Origin of the sequence: Terriglobus tenax, from assembly GCF_025685395.1 — a bacterium.
In the GTDB taxonomy this organism is placed as follows: Bacteria; Acidobacteriota; Terriglobia; order Terriglobales; family Acidobacteriaceae; genus Terriglobus; species Terriglobus tenax.
This window is the reverse complement of sequence record NZ_JAGSYA010000004.1, coordinates 356,868-373,654: the sequence shown is the minus strand read 5'-3', so window position 1 is coordinate 373,654 and position 16,787 is coordinate 356,868. Positions and strand designations below refer to the sequence as shown.

Genomic DNA, 16,787 nt, shown 5'->3' with positions numbered 1-16,787 from the left:
GCGGCCCGCGTTGATGAGACGCAGGCCGCGAATGGAAAGCAATGGAGGGGTTAGAACTCGTATTTGGCCGCGAACTGTATGAGGCGCGGTTGATACGAAGGCAGGGTCGAGGTAATGGCACCGAAGGTGGTGGTGGAACCGAGTCCTGTGACAGGATTGCTGAAGTTGGCCTGGTTGGCGATGTTGAACGCTTCGGCGCGAAGCTGCAGCTTGGTTTCACGATAGACCGTGAACTCCTTGAACAGGGACATGTCCCAGTGGCGGAAGTGCGGGCCGTGGTAGGGATTGCGACGTTCATTGCCGAGCGTGCCAGCCGCCTGCGCAACGAAGGCCGAGGCGCGGAAGAACTGCAACTGCTTCGCAGAGGGGTTGACGGGGACAATATTGCTGAAGGGGTCGCCAACAACATTCGGACGATCCGCCGATCCGCCCGGGCTGGTGCCGCTCTGGTTTGCCGCATTCAGGATGGTGAATGTCTGTCCGGTGGACCAGAGGTAGAGGACGTTGGTGCGCCAGCCGCCCAGGAGAGCGCCCTTGAATCCGTGGGCACCCTTGCCGAAGGGCAGGGCGTAGTTGCCGGTTACGACGATGCGGTTGCGGACGTCGAGATCGCCGTTGCCGTAGTCAGCATACTTCTGGGTGGCCAGTACCTGGCCTACACCGTTGCCGCTCTGACCATTGATGTTTGGAGCGTTGTCGAGCAGGTGTGCCCAGGTGGTGTTGACATTGAAGCCGAGTCCGTTGGAAAAGCGGCGTTCAAACACAGCCTGCAGCGAATGGTATGACGATGCGCCAGAGGCATAGCTGCGGGTGATGGTGGTGACACCCGGCATGGTCCCGTAGTAACGGCGCAAGGTCTGCGTGCCGGTGGTATTGCCCAGCGGAGCGCGGTTGATGTCAAAGCCGGTGGAGAGGTGACGGCCAAGCTGGCCGACGTAGGAGACCGTCAGGGTGTTGCCCTTGAAGTCCTTCTGCACTGTGAGGTTCATCTGCTCCAGGTAGCCGGAACGGAAGCCGAAGTCGACTGTTGCCGGGATGGAGCCGACCAACTGGCCGGGGGTAGTGGCGGGGTTCTGGTTGGGCAACGGCATGCCCTGATAGAAGCGGGTATAGGAGGTGTTGCAACCGCTGGTACCAGCCGCCGCCTGCACCGAAGAGCAGTTGCCGTAGATGGAGATGTTCGGTGTGTTCTTCAGGTTGACCGGGGACATGTAGTTGCTGGGGAAGAATGCGAGGCCGAAGCCTCCGCGGATGACCAGGCTTGGCGTTGCCGTGTACGCAAAGCCGACACGTGGCGCCAGGTTGGAGTAGTCCGTTCTTACACCAGCGGTTTTGCTGACGCCATTGACGCCGGCCTGCACGATGACACCGTTGGCTTCATCGAAGTTGGAGATATGGTTCTTCTTTTCGGTGAAGGGCGTGTAGATGTCATAGCGGAGACCGATGTTGAAGGTCAGGTTCGAGCGGACGTGCCAGTCATCCTGGACATACACACTGGGTTCCCAGGTCAGGTAGGTGGGCGGGTAGAGGTTGTTGTTGCGGGTAGCTGCTGAGAAGATACCCATCAACAGGCCGGGTGCGCCCATGCGGAAGGTCCAGCTTCCTTCTCCCTGGTTATCCTGAATGTTGAGGGCGATGCGACGGATACCCGCTGCGCCAAAGCGGAAGCTGTGGTTTCCACGGTTGTAGAAAATGTTGCCGTTGAGCTGGTAGCTGTTGTCCTTGTTTTGCAGCGGAACGAAGTTGCTGCCGCCTCCAAGGCCGGTGAGGCCCGTTGGAAGGGCAACTGCCAGGCCCGAGGTAAGCTGGCTGACGTTGACGTTCGGCTGGCCCAGCTTGGTGTTGGGATTGACGCCGTAGTTGAGCGGATAGGATGCGTTGTCGATGTGCGTCCATGCCGCGCCGACGTTCATGATCATGTTTGGAGAGAAGGTGTGGGTGTAGATGAGCGCCGTGTTACGGGCGATCTGCGGGGCCTGACCAAATCCGTTGCCCGTCTGGGGATCAATTGCAAACCCGTTGGCACTGGAAATGGGGAGTGCACCTGGCGAAAACGTGAACAGGTCGTTGACGATGTACTTGCCGAAGATCTGGTTGTCGTTGTTCAGGTGGTAATCGACGCGGACATCGTAGGTGGTGGAGAACTGCGACTGGTTCCGGGTGCCTACGTAGCCTGCATTGCCGGAGTTTGGCCGGGGATAGAGCTTGAAGTAGGCCAGACCGACCGGATCGATGTAGCTGCTGGGGATGATATTACCGGCTACCGGAGCACGCAGATACGTGGGCGAAGCCGGGTTGGGATCATAAACGCATCCCGTGGTGTGGTTCTGGGTCGGGTCAGTAACGGTGGCAGCGATTGTCGCGCAGCCGCTTGCGGGGATGGCATCGGAGAAGTTCCCAGGGTTGGCCTGCTGGAATGCCGTGGGTACAGTGAGCGAGCTGGGCAGTCCACCCTTGATGAGACGGAAGAACTCCGCATCGCCGTGGAAGAAGGCCTTGTCCTTGAAGATTGGTCCGCCGAGCGAGCCGCCGAACTGGTTCTGGCGCAGGCGAGGCTTTGGCGCAGATGCGCCGAACTGGTAGGCGTAGGCGTTCAGCTTATCGTTGCGGAAGAACTCATAGAGCGAGCCGTGGAAGTTGTTGGTGCCGCTCTTGGTGATGACGTTGATCAGACCACCACCCGCGCGGCCACCGTCGGCCGAGAAGCTGTTGGTGAGAATGCGGACTTCCTGGATGGAGTCGATGGATGGGCGTACGCCGATGGTGCCGATGACGCGCTCGTTGTTGTCAAGACCGTCGACAAGCTGGTCGTTGAGCACTTCGGATTGGCCGTTGATCGAGATGGACGAGGACTGGCGACGGTCGTCGGGACGGTTACCGCTGTTGATGCTGTTTGGAGCGCCTTCCGTGGCGCCGGGCATTACCTGGACCAGGTTGATGAAGTTACGTCCGTTGAGCGGCAGGTCCTGCACAGCGCGGTCGGTAACGTTGCTGCCGACCGAGGAAGCATCGGTCTGGAGTACGGGAGCGGCGGTGGAGATCTCCACCGTTTCATTGACGGCGCCCACAACCAGGGCTGCGTCGGCACGGCGGCGATCGCCGGCGGCGACGGTGACGTTCGGAATGCTGACCGTCTGGAAGCCCTGCAGCTTGATGCTGACGTTGTAGGTGCCGGGGATCAGGTTGGGAACGGTGTAGGCGCCGGAGTCCGTGGTCTTCACGCTGACCGTGATGTTGGTCTGGGTGTTCGTTACACTGACGTCCGCGTTGGAAACATTGGCCCCGGAAGGATCGGTGACGGTTCCAAGGATTGTGGCGGTGGTGTCCTGAGCGATCATGCGCGGTCCTGCCAGCATCACCATTGCCGCCAAAAGCAGGGTGATGAGCAGAGATCTTGTTTTACCGCGCGAGGTCGCAGAAGGATGGTCGGTAGCAACTGGCCGAAAGTCTTGCAGGTTCATAATCAAGTGCCCCCATATGGGTAGGTTTTTTTGGCGCGAGAATAGAAACACCGCAAGTGGACCATGCGCAAGCATATTTTTTATTGAGACGCATCAATATGGGCCAGATGGGGCTAAATGTGTCGCTTATTGCTTCATTTTGAAACTAAAAACCAGGCGGGAAGTCCCACCTTCACTCTGCTGGGGTTCATGCGACAGCTTTTGATCGGCAAGACTTTGTTGCGGCTTGCTACAATTCCGCCGTCTCTCAAATAACTTTCTGGCACAAACTGAACTGATATGGGGATCTTTTACCGATGAATGGATTCAATCGCAGAGACTTCTTCCGCACCGCAGGAGCGATGGGCATGATGGGTGGCCTGGCGGAGATGGGGCTGACCCAGCCTGCAGGCAACGGACCGGTGGTGCATGAGGTGGCTGCACCGTCGATCGGGGCGGATGAGGCTCCGAAGCACAGCATCAACTTTGCCGTGTGTGGCATGAGCCATGACCACATCTACGGCATGACGGATGCCATTATTCGTGGCGGTGGCAAGCTGGTGGCCTGGTATGGCGCGGAGCCGAACAAGGTAGCCCGTTTCAAGAAGCGCTATCCCGATGCGAAGCAGATGATGAGCGAGGATGCCATCCTGCACGATCCTTCCATCCAACTGGTACTAAGTTCCACCATCGCGAATGAACGCGCTCCGTTGGGTGTACGTGCGATGAAGGCGGGCAAGGACTTTCTTTCGGACAAGCCGGGTATTACGACGCTGGAGCAACTGGCCGCGGTGCGTAAGACGGTGAAGGAGACCAAGCGTATCTACGCCATCATGTACAGCGAACTGCTGGAGGTGAAGGCAGCCATCAAGGCAGGGGAACTGGTGCAGCAGGGCGCGATTGGCCAGGTGATCCAGACGATCAATATCGCTCCGCACCAGATTGTGCAGGGTGGCGCGGCGAATGCCGGCAATGGCGGTGCAGATCCGCGGCCGGACTGGTTCTGGGTGCCGGAGCAGTATGGCGGCATTCTGTGCGACATTGGCTCGCACCAGGTGGAGCAGTTCCTGTACTACACGGGCAGCACATCGGCCGAAGTGGTGGAGTCGCAGATCTCAAACATTGCGCATCCGGAGCATCCGAAGTTCCAGGATTTCGGTGACATGGTGCTGCGCGGCAACAAGGGATTTGGCTATGTGCGTCTGGACTGGTTTACCCCGGACGGCCTTGGAACCTGGGGCGATGGACGGCTGTTCCTGCTTGGCACCAAGGGATACATCGAAGTTCGCAAGTACACCAATGTTGCCGTGAACAAGGCGGGCAACAACCTGTTCCTGGTGGATGGCAAGGAGCAGCGGTACATCGACTGCAACCAGGTGTCGTTGCCGTTTGGGCCGCAGTTTGTGGCCGATGTGGTGAATCGTACGCATATCGCGCAGGACCAGGAGCAGGCTCTGCTGGCGGCGGAACTGGTGATCAAGGCACAGATGCAGGCCAAGTGGGTGAAGCTTGCTTAAGGAGAGAGGGATGTCGACACGTCGTGAAGTCTTGAAGATGGGCGGCCTGGCCGCAGCGGGCCTGATGGCTCCGCGGATAGCGATGGCCAAGGGGGCAGCTCCGGTCAAGCTGGGAATTGCGAGCTACACCTTCCGCAAATTTACGCCCGATCAGTTGATCGGCTTCATGCATGAGATCAAGACGCCGTACCTGAACCTGAAGGACGTGCATCTTCCGATGACTCCCGCGGATGCCGCGCCCAAGCAGGCGGCAGTGTATCGTGCGGCGGGGTTGCAATTGCGTGCTGCGGGAACGATTTACTTCCTCAAAGATGAGGATGAGGACATCCGGCAGAAGTTTGAGTATGTGAAGTCGGCTGGCATCCCCGTGATTGTGGGATCGCCGACGCATGAGGCGCTGGGCCGCGTGGAGAGTTTTGTGAAGAAGTACGACATCAAGCTGGCGATCCATAACCATGGTCCTGAGGACAAGGAATGGCCGTCGCCGCATGACATTCTGAAGCACATCGGCAAGATGGACAAACGCATGGGATGCTGCGTGGACGTGGGCCATGCTCTGCGCGCCGGCGATGATATTCCGTCGACCCTGCGCGAGGTTGGGCCGCGACTGTTCAACATGCATGTGAAGGACCTTGCCGATCCACATAAGAAGGAGAGTCAGTGCGATGTGGGCGATGGTGTGATGCCGTTCCGGAAGATCTTTGAGACCATCATCGCGATGAAGTATGACGGCGATGTGGACTTGGAGTATGAGATCAACGGCGACAACCCGCTGCCCGGTGTGCTGAAGAGCTTTGCCTTCATGCGCAAGACATTAAGCGAAATGGGATACAGCGCCTAGCGCGCAAGGAAACGTATGCTGACACGTCGCGAATTTTCAAAGATGGTAACGACCGCTGCCGCAGGCGCCGCGGTTGCGTCGAGCGCTAAGAGCTATGCGCGTATTGTGGGTGCGAACGACCGTGTGAATTTTGGTGTGATTGGCCTGAACGGCCGCGCCTATGCACATCTGTCGTCGCTGCAGGCGAATAAGGCGAATGCTGCGATTACGCATGTGGCGGATGTGGACTCGGTGATTCTGCAGAAGTATGCCGGGGAGGCGGAGAAGGCGATGGGTGCCGCTCCGAAGTCAGAGAAGGACTTCCGCAAGATGCTTGAGGCCAGGGATGTGGATGCCATTACCATTGCCACGCCCGAGCACTGGCATACGCCGATGGCGATCATGGGCATGCAGGCGGACAAGCATGTGTATGTGGAGAAGCCGTGCAGCCACAATCCGTATGAAGTAGAGCTGCTGGTGGCTGCCCAGAAGAAGATGGGCAAGGTGGTGCAGATGGGCAATCAACAGCGCTCGTCACCACACTCGATTGAGATTATCGAGAAGATCCATGGCGGCATTATTGGCCGCGCGTATTACGGTAAGGCCTGGTACTGCAATACGCGCAAGTCGATGGGGACGGGCAAGGTAGTTCCAGTACCGGCGACGCTGGATTGGGAGCTGTGGCAGGGACCTGCTCCGCGTGCTCCATACAAGGACAATATTCATCCGTACAACTGGCACTGGCTGCGTGTCTATGGCACGGGCGAGACCTTGAACAACGGTACACACGAGGTAGACCTGTGCCGGTGGGCGTTGAAGGAGGTTTGGCCGAAGCGCATTGCCGCGCAGGGTGGACGCTATCACTACAAGGACGACTGGCAGTTCTATGACACGCTGGTGACAAGCTTTGAGTATGAAGACTCGATGATCTCGTGGGAAGATACCAGCTCCAACGGTATGCCGCAGTATGGCCGTGACCGCGGTGTTGCCATTCATGGCACCGAAGGTACGGTGATCCTGGATCGTGATGGTTACGAAGTCCATGACCTGAAGGGCAAGCTGCTGCAGGAGTACAAGATTCCGAAGGACAAGAAGACGTCCAGCGCGGATACGGTGGGACGCGACTCGATGACGGACCTGCACTTTGCCAACTTCATTGATGGCATCCGCAATGGAGCGAAGCTGCATTCGCCGATTGCGGACGCGAGTACTTCGGTGGCGATTCTGCTGATGGCGAACATTGCGTGGGAGTTGAATCGCGAGCTGAAGCTGGATACGAAGACCGGTGCGTTTCTCGGCGATGCTGAAGCGACGAAGATGCGCAAGCGGGAATATGAAAAAGGATGGGAGCCGAAGATCTAGCAATCTGCGTGGCTTAAATGAGAGAGGGGGCTTCGGCCCCCTTTGTCATTGCGCGATTGGAAGACTTCAGCGTGCTTTGCTGGTGGCCCAGGTCCACTTCACGGGCGACTGCATCTGCTTGTAGCGATCTTCCAGATAATTGTTCCAGGTATTGAAGTCAGGCATGTCGTCCTGGGACCAGCCGGAGCCCGCGTAGTAGTCGATGGTGCCGCCGGAGCGCACGGTGAAGAGCAGAAGACTGTCTCCGGGAGTTTTGCCCTGCATCGGAACGCCGGCAAAACGGAAGGGCTGCTTGCCGCTCAGCATAACGGCGGTGGTGAAATGTCCTGCGGAGGCGGTCTGGGGTGTGTCCCATGCGGAGATAGCGCCAATGGCGGGAAGCTGTTTGATCTCCGTGCCCTTGTGCATGGCCAGGCCCGCGGCCGCTTCCACGGTGCCGCCACCCGCAAAGGTAAAGGTGGAGCGCATGTGGTTCAGCCGTGTGCCTGCGTCGAGCGTGACCCGCTTGCTCTCGGTAACAGTCTTATCGCCCGCTTGCCAGGGAGCATAGTCGAGGATGAAGTCAACGCGGATGGGCCCCTTGGCAAGGATGCGTGAGTGGGTAAAATTTTTGGAGTTGGCCAGCTTGCCATCCACCCAGATGCCAACGCCGCCCATGCCACGCGAAGGACCGACCTCGTAGGAGTCAAGGCCGTCGCCGTTGTCGTGGTGGTAGCTCAGGTTGGGGTTGTGCTGCTTCTGGCTATCTTTGTCACGGTTGTACCAGGTGTTGCTGACAAAGTCAGTCACGCGCTTGGACCATACGTCGATGCCTGAGGTAATTTCGCCCGTGGCCTGCAGCGCAGGGCCATAGACACGGTGGGCCACCTTGTCATTCTCCCAGACAAAGTCATCGGCACGCTCCGGAACATCGCGCGCGGTGACCTTGGAGGAGAGTGGAACTGCGCCGGGCTCCACCGCCAGCTCAACGCTGGTGGTGGAACCGGGAGCAACATCGGTAAGGATCAGGAAGCGGTCAGCGGGGCCTTCCGCATGCGAGGAGTAGATCTGTGTGAGCAGACGCTTTCCCGTTGCGTGATTACGCGCGACCAGGTCATCGATTGAGTTAAGGTGTCGCTTCACGTCGGTAAGCGGCAGGTCCAGCACTTCATCGCGGCGGGCCGTTGTCCCGGGGGTGGTGAGCAGAAGGCTTGCGGAGGGCTTACCCTTGCCTGCATAGCGAACCAACTCCGAGCCGGCCAGCAAAAAGGCTCCTACGCCGTAGACGTAGCTGGATGTTGTGGTGAACTGTCCGGGCGCGGCACCAATAGGTTGGATGGAACCGAGACGTCCGTTGGCGAAGACGTGCTTCACCATGGCGGCCCACGCCTTCTCCACGACCGGACCATACTTGGAGCGGGGAAGAATGCCTTCGTTGATGCCCCAGGTCATGGCGTAGGTAAAGAAGCCTGAGCCGGAGATCTCATCCAGGTCGTATGATGTCTGATCCAACAGGCCAGTGCGCCACAGACCGCTTGGCTGCTGCAGACCGGCGATACGCTCGGACATCTCCTTAAAGAGCTGGATGTATTGCGCACGCGATGGATCATTCTTCGGCAGGGCCTTCAGAACGTTTGCTGTGCCGGCCAGAACCCAACCATTGCCTCTGCTCCAAAAGAGCTTCTTGCCATTGGCCTCAGTCTTCTTCAGGAAGCTGCCATCGCGGAAGAAGAGCTTCTCTTCCGGATCGTAAAGATGTTCCTGGGTGAGCTTCCACTCCTGGTTCATCTTGTCAATGTAGCGATGGTCGCCGGTGATCAACGACATGCGCGCCAATGCAGGCGGGGCCATGTACAGAGCATCGCACCACCACCAGAGGTCCTTCGCAGGATCGTCCGTACGTTCGATCAGACGATCAAAGGTGGCGCGAGCATCGGCGATGCGCTTGGGATCGGCCTTCTCCTGGTAGAGCAGCTCGTACGCTTGCGCAATGACTTCGTCATCCGCATGAAAGGGACGGTTGGCCCAGAGCTTCCACTGGTATTGGTCAAAGAGCTTGACGGCGCGATCGTGATATTTGGCATCGCCTGTAATGTCGGAGGTTGCCAGCATGGCGAGGTAGAGTGGGCCGTAGGTCCAGTCCTGGTTGTACTTGCCTTCAGAGTAGGCCAGTTGCCAGTCAGCTACCTTGCGCATGGCCTTCTGGATGTCTGACCGCTTGATGGCGCCGGAGAGGTCTGTTGCAAGAGGGCCACCATCCGGAATGGTGTCACCGGCCGCGGCGGATATCTGCGCGCCAGACATTGGTTTGTCCTGCGCGAGCAGTGGAGTGAGGAAGGCCGCTGATAGTAGAGCAGCGCCTGTGGTGATGCGGAGGAGCTTCAACGTGTTTTCTCCAGTGTGAGGAATGCGGATTCCATGCCGTCGGCGTGCACGCCTGCAACCACAGCGCCAGTGTGTTGCAGACTGATTTCTGCACGGCCGTTATAGAGCTGTACGACACGCGACCCGTTGGGCGTACCAAGGTTATCAAGCAAAGTACCGTTCCCGGCAAGAGAGAAACGGACAACTGCGCGTGAGTCGAGGCAAAGAACTCCGGCAGTATCCTGAAGACGGGCTTCGACGGTAGTGTGGTCCGAGGTGTCGCTCACCGTGCGTAGCGATAGCTTCGCTGGTTTTGACCATGCTGTGGTCTGATAGGTGAAGCGGACGGAATCTTTGACGAGACTGTTGCCTAGGCGGCCTTCGGCGCGAAGCTCATTTTCGCCTGCACGGAAGGCCGCGTCCCAGCGAAGCCCACTGCAGGGGAAGTCATCCGGTGTGCGCTTTTTTTTGCCCAGTGATTTTCCGTTGAGCCACAGCTCGACCTCCGCGCAGTTAGAGTAGATGCGCACCAGCCGCTGTTGGCCGGCCTTGCCCCAGCGTACGGGCCAGTTGTGGCCGTAGATGCGGAGCATGGGCTCTTTTGCCCAGTAGGACTGGAAGACGTAATAGCCTTCCTTGGGTGTGAGGTCGCGGGTTGTGAGGCCTTTCTGGTTGACGCGCGGAACGGGGTTCTCAACGCGCAGTGGTGTCGTGAAGTCTTTGAAGATCCACTGTGCGGTTCCGGTCAGCCAAGGAAGTGACTCCTGCGTTTGCAGGTACCAGTCAAAGAGATCGCAGGCGTAGGTTTCGCTCCACTCACCATCGCGGGACATGCGGGGTGTGCCCCCGGTGAGTTTGTAATCGAAGCCTTTTTCTGCGGTGCCGTGCCCTGTGAGGATATGGGCGAGCATGGGATCTGCGTCTTCCGCGTGGCGGCCAGCGTGACTGTCCGCGCCCCACTCGGCGTGGAAGAAATAGGGAGTTGCCTTGCGGGCTTTCTCGAGTGCATCGCGATACTCCACATAGCTGCCGCTGTACCAGCCAGCCCAGATGGAGGGGGAGTAGACATCGGGGATGTCTTTGGCGAAGTCGCAACGGCGGAAGGAGGTGTAGCGTGAGGGATCGAGCTTATGGACCAGGTCGCGAAGCTCGGTCATGTACGCGCGAATCTGGTCATGTTCTTCGCCATGGGGTTCACCGGGCCAGTCATCTTCATTGCCAAGTCCCCAGAACAAGACGGAGGGATGGTTACGATGCTGATCGATCATCGTGCGCATCAGGTCAAGACCGCGTTGACGGAAGAGCGTGCTGACGACACCGCTGCGGCACCAGGGAACCTCTTCCCATACGAGCAGACCGTATTCGTCGCAAAGATCGAGGACAAGCCGTGACTGCTGGTAGTGGGCCAGCCGGATGAAGTTGGCACCCATGGCATGGATGAGCGCGAACTCTTTGCGCAGGATCTCTTCGGGTGTTGCCGCAGCATAGCCAGCGTGGTCTTCGTGACGCTGGGTTCCACGCAGCAGGAGGCGTTCGCCATTCAGATAGAAGGGGCCGTGTTCTTCAAAACGTGTGTGACGGATTCCGAAACGATGAGTTGCGGAGGTTTTGCCGGAAGCGGATTCGAGTGTGACCTCGCAGCGATAGAGCTGCGGTGTGGCTGGTGACCAGAGCTGGGGTGTGTCGATCTGGAAAGAGGCTAGTTCCACTTCGCCGGTCCATGCGGCGCGCTGGAGGGTTTTGCTGTGGATGCGCTTGCCTGCGGGATCAAGGATCGTAACGAGGAGGTCGAGGTTTGTGCCAGACTGCTGCGGTGCATAGAGCCGGGAGGTAACGGCGATGTGCGCGGGCTTTCCAGGCTCAAAGCTGACGGTGGTGTGAACGGCTTCAAAAGAAATGGCCGGAACATACACAAGCCATACGTTGCGATAGAGGCCGCCGTAGAGCGTGAAGTCGCTCAGGTCCGAAGGCATGCGTTCCATATCGCGACCATTGTCGCAGAGTACAGCGAGCGGAATATCTTTGCCTTTGTTCAGGCGAGCGCAGGCCTCGGTGATATCGACCATGAACTCGTCATATCCACCGGTGTGATCATGGACGCGTTCTGTGCCGAGGTACACCTCAGACCGCTGACCTGCGCCTTCAAAGTGCAGCAGCGTGCGGCCATTGGGATAGGGGTTCCTGACGCTGAGTCTGGTGCGATACCAGCCATCGCCACGATACGCGGGGATATCGGGGTCGCAACCGTCGTAGCTATTGAAGCAATGGGGAAGCGAGACCTTCTGCCAGGTCACGAGTTCTTCGCTGTGCCAGACCTGGAACCTGGGATCGAGGGGGCCACGGTAAAACTCCCAGTCGCCGGAGAGCAGTTGGGTTGAGACTGCAGCGGCATCGCTGTTTTGCAGGGCAGAGGCGAGCAAAGGAGTCTTCATCGCTCCGAGGCAGGCAGCGCCTGCAAGAAAGGATCGGCGTGTGATGGTCATTTGTTCTCTTCTCGCGCTTAAGATTTGTGGCGCGTATGTTCCGGGAACCAGAGCAGCGGCTGGCGGACTGGATAGTTGCGGATGATCTCTGCGTCGACGGGGTCGGGGTTCAGCGTCTTCCACAACGCCAGGTATTCGGGGCGGCTGCAGGAGAGTCCGCAGAAGAGCAGACCGGGTGAGCGCACGGGCAGAGCATCGAAGTGCTCCACGTCTTTCTTGTAAGGCCACGCGGATTTGTCTTTGAGGTAGGGATAGAGGAACTGGGATGCTTTGCAGATACCACGGCCGTCCTGCAGATTGAAGTCGAACAGGTTGTCACCGCTGTCTTTGAGCGACTGGCAGAGCATGGCTGCGACATCGAAGTTGAAGATGGAGTAGCTGTAAGGCTTGGTGCGCGCCAACTCTTTTGGGAAGCTGCCATCCGTACCGAGCTGATCGGGAATAAAGATCGTCTTATATTGTTCGGCGACTTCGCGGCGAGTCTGCTGATCGCCGATCAAGCGCGCGAATTCGGCTGCCTGAAGTGCCCAGCAGACGGCATGGTTGTTCAACGTCTTCTTTTCGGCGATGCCTTTTTCGCTGGTCTTCAACCAGTGCAGGTACTCACGAAACCATGTGAAGAGAGCTTCACGTTCGGCTGCGTTCATTTGTGGCGCGATGTGCGCGGCGGCGCGCGCGACCTCGACCAGGTGCAAGGTGTCGATGATGCCGTAGTTGCGACCTGTGGTAACGCCGTGAACGCCTTGTGAGAACTCAAGGTTGGTGTTCATGCGCGTTTCCGGCGTGATGAACCAGGCGCGCAGGTGGTTTGCAGCGTGTGTGGCGTAACGCTTGTCCCCCGTCAGCAGCCAGGCGGAGGTGAGTGCAGGCATCTGGATAGAGAGCGCAATCATCGCCTTGCGATGGCCGTTGAAGTTGTTCGGATTGCTTTGGCCGTCGCGATTGACATAGGGACCGTCGGGGTTCGCTGGGTTGGGCCAGAAATAGTCGGCTTCCGAGAAGAAGTCGTGGGGACCGCCTGGAGTTTTAGGGGAGGGAAAGGCGGTAATCGTGGCTGGTTGAAGCGGCAGATACTTTTTCGCAGCGGTGAGGATACGCTGACGGTCAGTACGTGCAACCAGGTCGTAGCCGGAGGTTGCATGCTGGGCCCGCAGCCGGGCCGCCGGCAGCTCAAGCAGAGCTGCGGCGGCGCCGGTGCAGAAGATACGACGGGATACTTCGATGGTTTGCTTGCTCACGTTTTCTCCCGTGGGTTAGAAAAGGATGCGTCCGCCGATCTGGATCTGACGGGGAACACCGGAGGCGCCGGTGATCTTGCCGAAGTTGCCAGAGTTCAGCGATGTCGTCGGGTTGCCGAGGTTGACCAGGTTGAAGACATTATTGACTTCAGCACGGAGCTGGAACTTTACCGCTTCGTACACTCCAAAGTCACGGAAAAGCGCAGCGTTGACGACGCGATATCCGGGGCCGAAGAAGTTGTTGCGTCGGGTGGTTCCATCCAGACCAGCTGGACCGACGCCGGCGGGGCAGGTAGCGGTGCTGCCGGTGTAGGAGCAGAAAGCAGCTGGGTTGAAGTAGGCAGCGATTTTGTCCGCACGCGAACGGCCGCGGGTGATGCCTACGTCGGCCTTGCCGGAGAGGTTGGCGCGGTCGGTGGTGTAGCCGTCGAAGTTGTTGTCAGTGCCGGTGGTTACGGTGAAAGGAGTACCGGCGTTGAACTGCGCGATGCCGGAGATGGTCCAGCCGTTGATGGTTTCACGGACGTAGCGCGGCGAACCGGTGAAGAGAACCGGCTTCCAGATCGCCGAAATGTTGGCCTGGTGCCGGATGTCGGTATCGCTGCTGCCGTACTCGTCCTGCATGCGGTTGAAGTCCTGCGCGGTGCCGATGACCGCTCCACTGTTATTGACCGAGGCGGTGGAGAGCGTCTTGGACCAGGTGTAGAAGGCTTTCACGGAGAACTGGTTGCTGAGGCGCTTCTCTCCGGTGATCTGCAGGCCGTGGTAGTTGGCGCGCTGCTTGGACTGGATGACGTTGATGATGCCGAAGCCGAGCGGATTGTACGGACGGCGGGAATCAAAGTTGTTGGCGTTGCTGGTGGTGACTCCGTTGACCGGGTTTGCCGCCGTGGCGTAGACCGGGTAGTTGACGTCGGGAGCGAACGGTACATCGTGGCTGAAGGAGCCAACGTAGCTCATGCTGACAGCGAGGCTGTTGGTGACCTGCTGCTGGATGGAGAAGTTGGTTTGATAGACGTAGGGCCACTGGTACGCCAGGTCAATACCCTGGACCTGTGCCGGTGTGATGAAGGGGCGCGGGTTCTTCGGGTCATAGACGTAGGGGTACGGGTTACCGTTCGGGAAGGAACGCGGATCGCCGTAGATGTCCGTCATCGACTTGATGAAGGCATACCGGTTGCGGACGGCGAAGGGCTGGAAGTTGGAGACGCCGTTCCACTCGTTGCCGGAGACAGAGCCGAAGAAGAGTCCGAAAGCTCCGCGAACCGCGGTGCGACCGTTGCCGAAGGGGTCCCAGGCAAAGCCGACGCGCGGCGAGACATGGTGCCAGCGGGTGGAGACGATGCCGCGGTTGATGCCTTGATCGCCAACCACCACAAGGCCGGTGGGAGCGGTGGGATAGACGGTCGACTTCTGGCCGGGGATGAAGGCTGACTGGCGGTTCTTCGGATCGGTGGGCGGGGTCTGCACATCCCAGCGCAGGCCAAGGTTCAGGGTCAGGTTGCGGAAGATGCGGTAGTCGTCCTGCAGGAAGACGCCGGTGAACCACGAGTTGTCCGCAGCCTGCACGGGCGAGTCCTGGTTCATGGTGGCAGGCAGACCGGCGACGAAGTCCGAGATCTCTGCGCCGGTGCGTGCGGTGGTGCTGCGCTGGAAGGCGAAGACTCCGTAGTTATTCAGGTAGGTGTACTGCAGGTCCTTGTTGAGCGAGGTTTCCGCGCCGAAGGCCAGCGTGTGCTTGCCGCGCGTGAGGCTGAGGACGTCGCGGAAGGAATAGAAGTTGGTGCCGGTAACGGGGCCGCTGATGGCCTGGGTTGCGGTGAAGTAACCGCTGACGGCCAACTGCGGAAGCATGGGAGCGCCCTGGATGCCGAAGCTGGAACCGAAGTCCGACAGAGAGAGCTGAGGCGTGTTGATGCGTCCGCCGATCATACGGGTGTAGTTGAGCCAGACCTGGTTGACGACGTTGGGCGAGATAGCCCAGGTGTCAGACAGGTTGCCGTTCTGCTGGCGGTAGACAAAGTTCTGACGCGACCAGTCAATGTTGCCACCGGGGCTCTGCTGCTGGTTGCCGGCGGTGTTGAAGTACATGCCCTGAATGCGATGCTGGCCGATCTGGTGGTCGATCTTGAGCAGGAACTCGTCGGTGTTCAGGGTGTTGGCGATGGTGCCCTGCCAACGATAGGTGGTGCGACCGGTGGCGGTATCGACGCCGGTGGCGTTGGGCAGCGGGATGCGTGCCAGCAGACGCTGCACGGTGGGGTCGATCTGACTGGCGGCAAGCACATTGCCCGGGCGCGGCGTACGGGTAACGGGGTCGCAGACAACGAAGACGATGCTGGAGGTATTGCTGGTGCAGGTTGCCGGGGTGCCGGAGGTGGGCAGGTTTTCGCCGAAGTTACCGGCGCGCTGCGCAGCGGTGGGTACCAGGGCGCCGTTCAGGATACTGGAAGTGATCTGGCGAAGTCCGGCATAGGAGCCAAAGAAGAAGGTCTTGTCCTTCCAGATGGGGCCGCCGATGGTGGCGCCGAACTGATGCCGGTGCAGCGGAGCCTTCGGTCCGGGAGCGCTGAAGGCCGGAGCGGCGGCGAAGTTGGTCTCGCGGTGGAAGTAGAAGATGGAGCCGTGAACCTTGTTGGTGCCGCTCTTGGTGACGACGTTCACCAGGCCGGAAGACATGCGGCCGTAGAGAGCGTTGTAGTTGTTGGTCTGGACGTTGAACTCCCGCAGGGCGTCCGGGTTGGGAAGAACGTTTCCGGTGTTGCGGATGAAGGTCATGTTCAGACCGCCGTCGAGGTAGTAGCTTACCGAGCCGACGAAGTTGTCTGTACCACCGTTGATGTAGACCACCTGCTGCGGGTAGCCGAGGGTGTTGACGTTGGAGCTGGCCTGGACGCCGGGGGTGAGGGTCAGCAGGTCATAGACGTTGCGGTTGACGATGGGGAGGTTGTCGACCTCGACGTTGGTGACGGTGCGTCCAAGCGAGGAGGTGGTCGTTTCGACCAGTGGAATCTCGTTGGAGGTGACGTCGATGGTCTGCGAGGCTTCACCGATGGAGAGGGCGGCATCGACGTGGATCTCGGCATTCAGGGTAAGGACGACACCCTGTTGCTGCCTGGTCTGGAAGCCGGCGGCCTCAATTTTTACGGTGTAGGTTCCGACGGGCAGGAAGTCGAGCCGGTAGGCTCCGTCCGCGCCGGAGGTCACCGTGCGGGTGAACTGCGTTTCCTGGTTGGTGGCGGTGACCTGGGCCGAGGGGATAACCGCGCCGGTGGAGTCCTGCACATTACCGACGATGGTGGCGGTGGTGAGCTGCGCCTGCGCCATACCAGCGACCAGCAGCAGAAGCAGCAGTAGTTTGCCGAACAACTTCATACGAACCTCCTAAAACGCCCTGGCGTTTCTATGTGCGCCGTGTGCCAGAGCCTCCGCCACGCTGCGGAGCTTTACCCTTCCTGTCCTTAAAAGGCATGTAGGCAAAGCAGGGCCCACCATCTTTGCCGCAAAGAACCGATGGCAAGTGACTCACGGTTTGTATCCGGAGTGGAAGATTTAAGTCTTTTTGAAACAATGGGATAGGTATT

Annotated in this window: 8 protein-coding genes; 3 read left to right on the top strand and 5 right to left on the bottom strand. The window is 59.2% G+C overall.

The features are described 5' to 3' along the window. Positions 1 to 50 precede the first annotated feature (50 nt). Positions 51 to 3,461, bottom strand: coding sequence for a TonB-dependent receptor (locus OHL13_RS07175; protein WP_263409448.1), 3,411 nt, complete (start codon positions 3,459 to 3,461; stop codon positions 51 to 53). A gap of 296 nt (positions 3,462 to 3,757) precedes the next feature. Here OHL13_RS07175 and OHL13_RS07170 point away from each other — a divergent pair, with 296 nt between their 5' ends. Genes OHL13_RS07170 through OHL13_RS07160 form a run of 3 tightly spaced genes read left to right on the top strand, consistent with a single transcriptional unit; the run spans position 3,758 to position 7,139 of the window. After that, entirely contained in the window at positions 3,758 to 4,957 is a 1,200-nt protein-coding gene (locus OHL13_RS07170) for a Gfo/Idh/MocA family protein (protein WP_263409447.1), read from the top strand. Positions 4,958 to 4,967: 10 nt separating this feature from the next. After that, entirely contained in the window at positions 4,968 to 5,798 is an 831-nt protein-coding gene (locus tag OHL13_RS07165) for a sugar phosphate isomerase/epimerase family protein (RefSeq protein WP_263409446.1), read from the top strand. 15 nt (positions 5,799 to 5,813) lie between these two features. Further along, positions 5,814 to 7,139, top strand: a complete 1,326-nt coding sequence (locus OHL13_RS07160) for a Gfo/Idh/MocA family protein (RefSeq protein ID WP_263409445.1) — start codon at positions 5,814 to 5,816, stop codon at positions 7,137 to 7,139. A gap of 66 nt (positions 7,140 to 7,205) precedes the next feature. Here OHL13_RS07160 and OHL13_RS07155 read toward each other — a convergent pair whose 3' ends face one another. The 4 genes from OHL13_RS07155 to OHL13_RS07140 are packed head-to-tail and all read right to left on the bottom strand — an operon-like array spanning position 7,206 to position 16,578. Further along, on the bottom strand, positions 7,206 to 9,503 hold the full coding sequence (locus tag OHL13_RS07155; RefSeq protein WP_263409444.1) for a glycoside hydrolase family 88 protein: 2,298 nt from the start codon (positions 9,501 to 9,503) through the stop codon (positions 7,206 to 7,208). Continuing rightward, positions 9,500 to 11,965, bottom strand: coding sequence for a glycoside hydrolase family 2 TIM barrel-domain containing protein (locus OHL13_RS07150; protein WP_263409443.1), 2,466 nt, complete (start codon positions 11,963 to 11,965; stop codon positions 9,500 to 9,502). The genes OHL13_RS07155 and OHL13_RS07150 overlap by 4 nt, the downstream gene beginning before the upstream one ends. Positions 11,966 to 11,982: 17 nt before the next feature. Next, positions 11,983 to 13,203, bottom strand: a complete 1,221-nt coding sequence (locus OHL13_RS07145; RefSeq protein ID WP_263409442.1) for an alginate lyase family protein — start codon at positions 13,201 to 13,203, stop codon at positions 11,983 to 11,985. 15 nt (positions 13,204 to 13,218) lie between these two features. After that, entirely contained in the window at positions 13,219 to 16,578 is a 3,360-nt protein-coding gene (locus OHL13_RS07140; protein ID WP_263409441.1) for a carboxypeptidase regulatory-like domain-containing protein, read from the bottom strand. Positions 16,579 to 16,787: the final 209 nt, after the last annotated feature.

Bases quoted from the DNA above. Each gene is read 5' to 3' on its own strand.
- OHL13_RS07140 (WP_263409441.1), bottom strand. From the start codon at position 16,578: ATGAAGTTGTTCGGCAAACTACTGCTGCTTCTGCTGCTGGTCGCTGGT.
- OHL13_RS07160 (WP_263409445.1), top strand. From the start codon at position 5,814: ATGCTGACACGTCGCGAATTTTCAAAGATGGTAACGACCGCTGCCGCA.
- OHL13_RS07150 (WP_263409443.1), bottom strand. From the start codon at position 11,965: ATGACCATCACACGCCGATCCTTTCTTGCAGGCGCTGCCTGCCTCGGA.
- OHL13_RS07170 (WP_263409447.1), top strand. From the start codon at position 3,758: ATGAATGGATTCAATCGCAGAGACTTCTTCCGCACCGCAGGAGCGATG.
- OHL13_RS07175 (WP_263409448.1), bottom strand. From the start codon at position 3,461: ATGAACCTGCAAGACTTTCGGCCAGTTGCTACCGACCATCCTTCTGCG.
- OHL13_RS07165 (WP_263409446.1), top strand. From the start codon at position 4,968: ATGTCGACACGTCGTGAAGTCTTGAAGATGGGCGGCCTGGCCGCAGCG.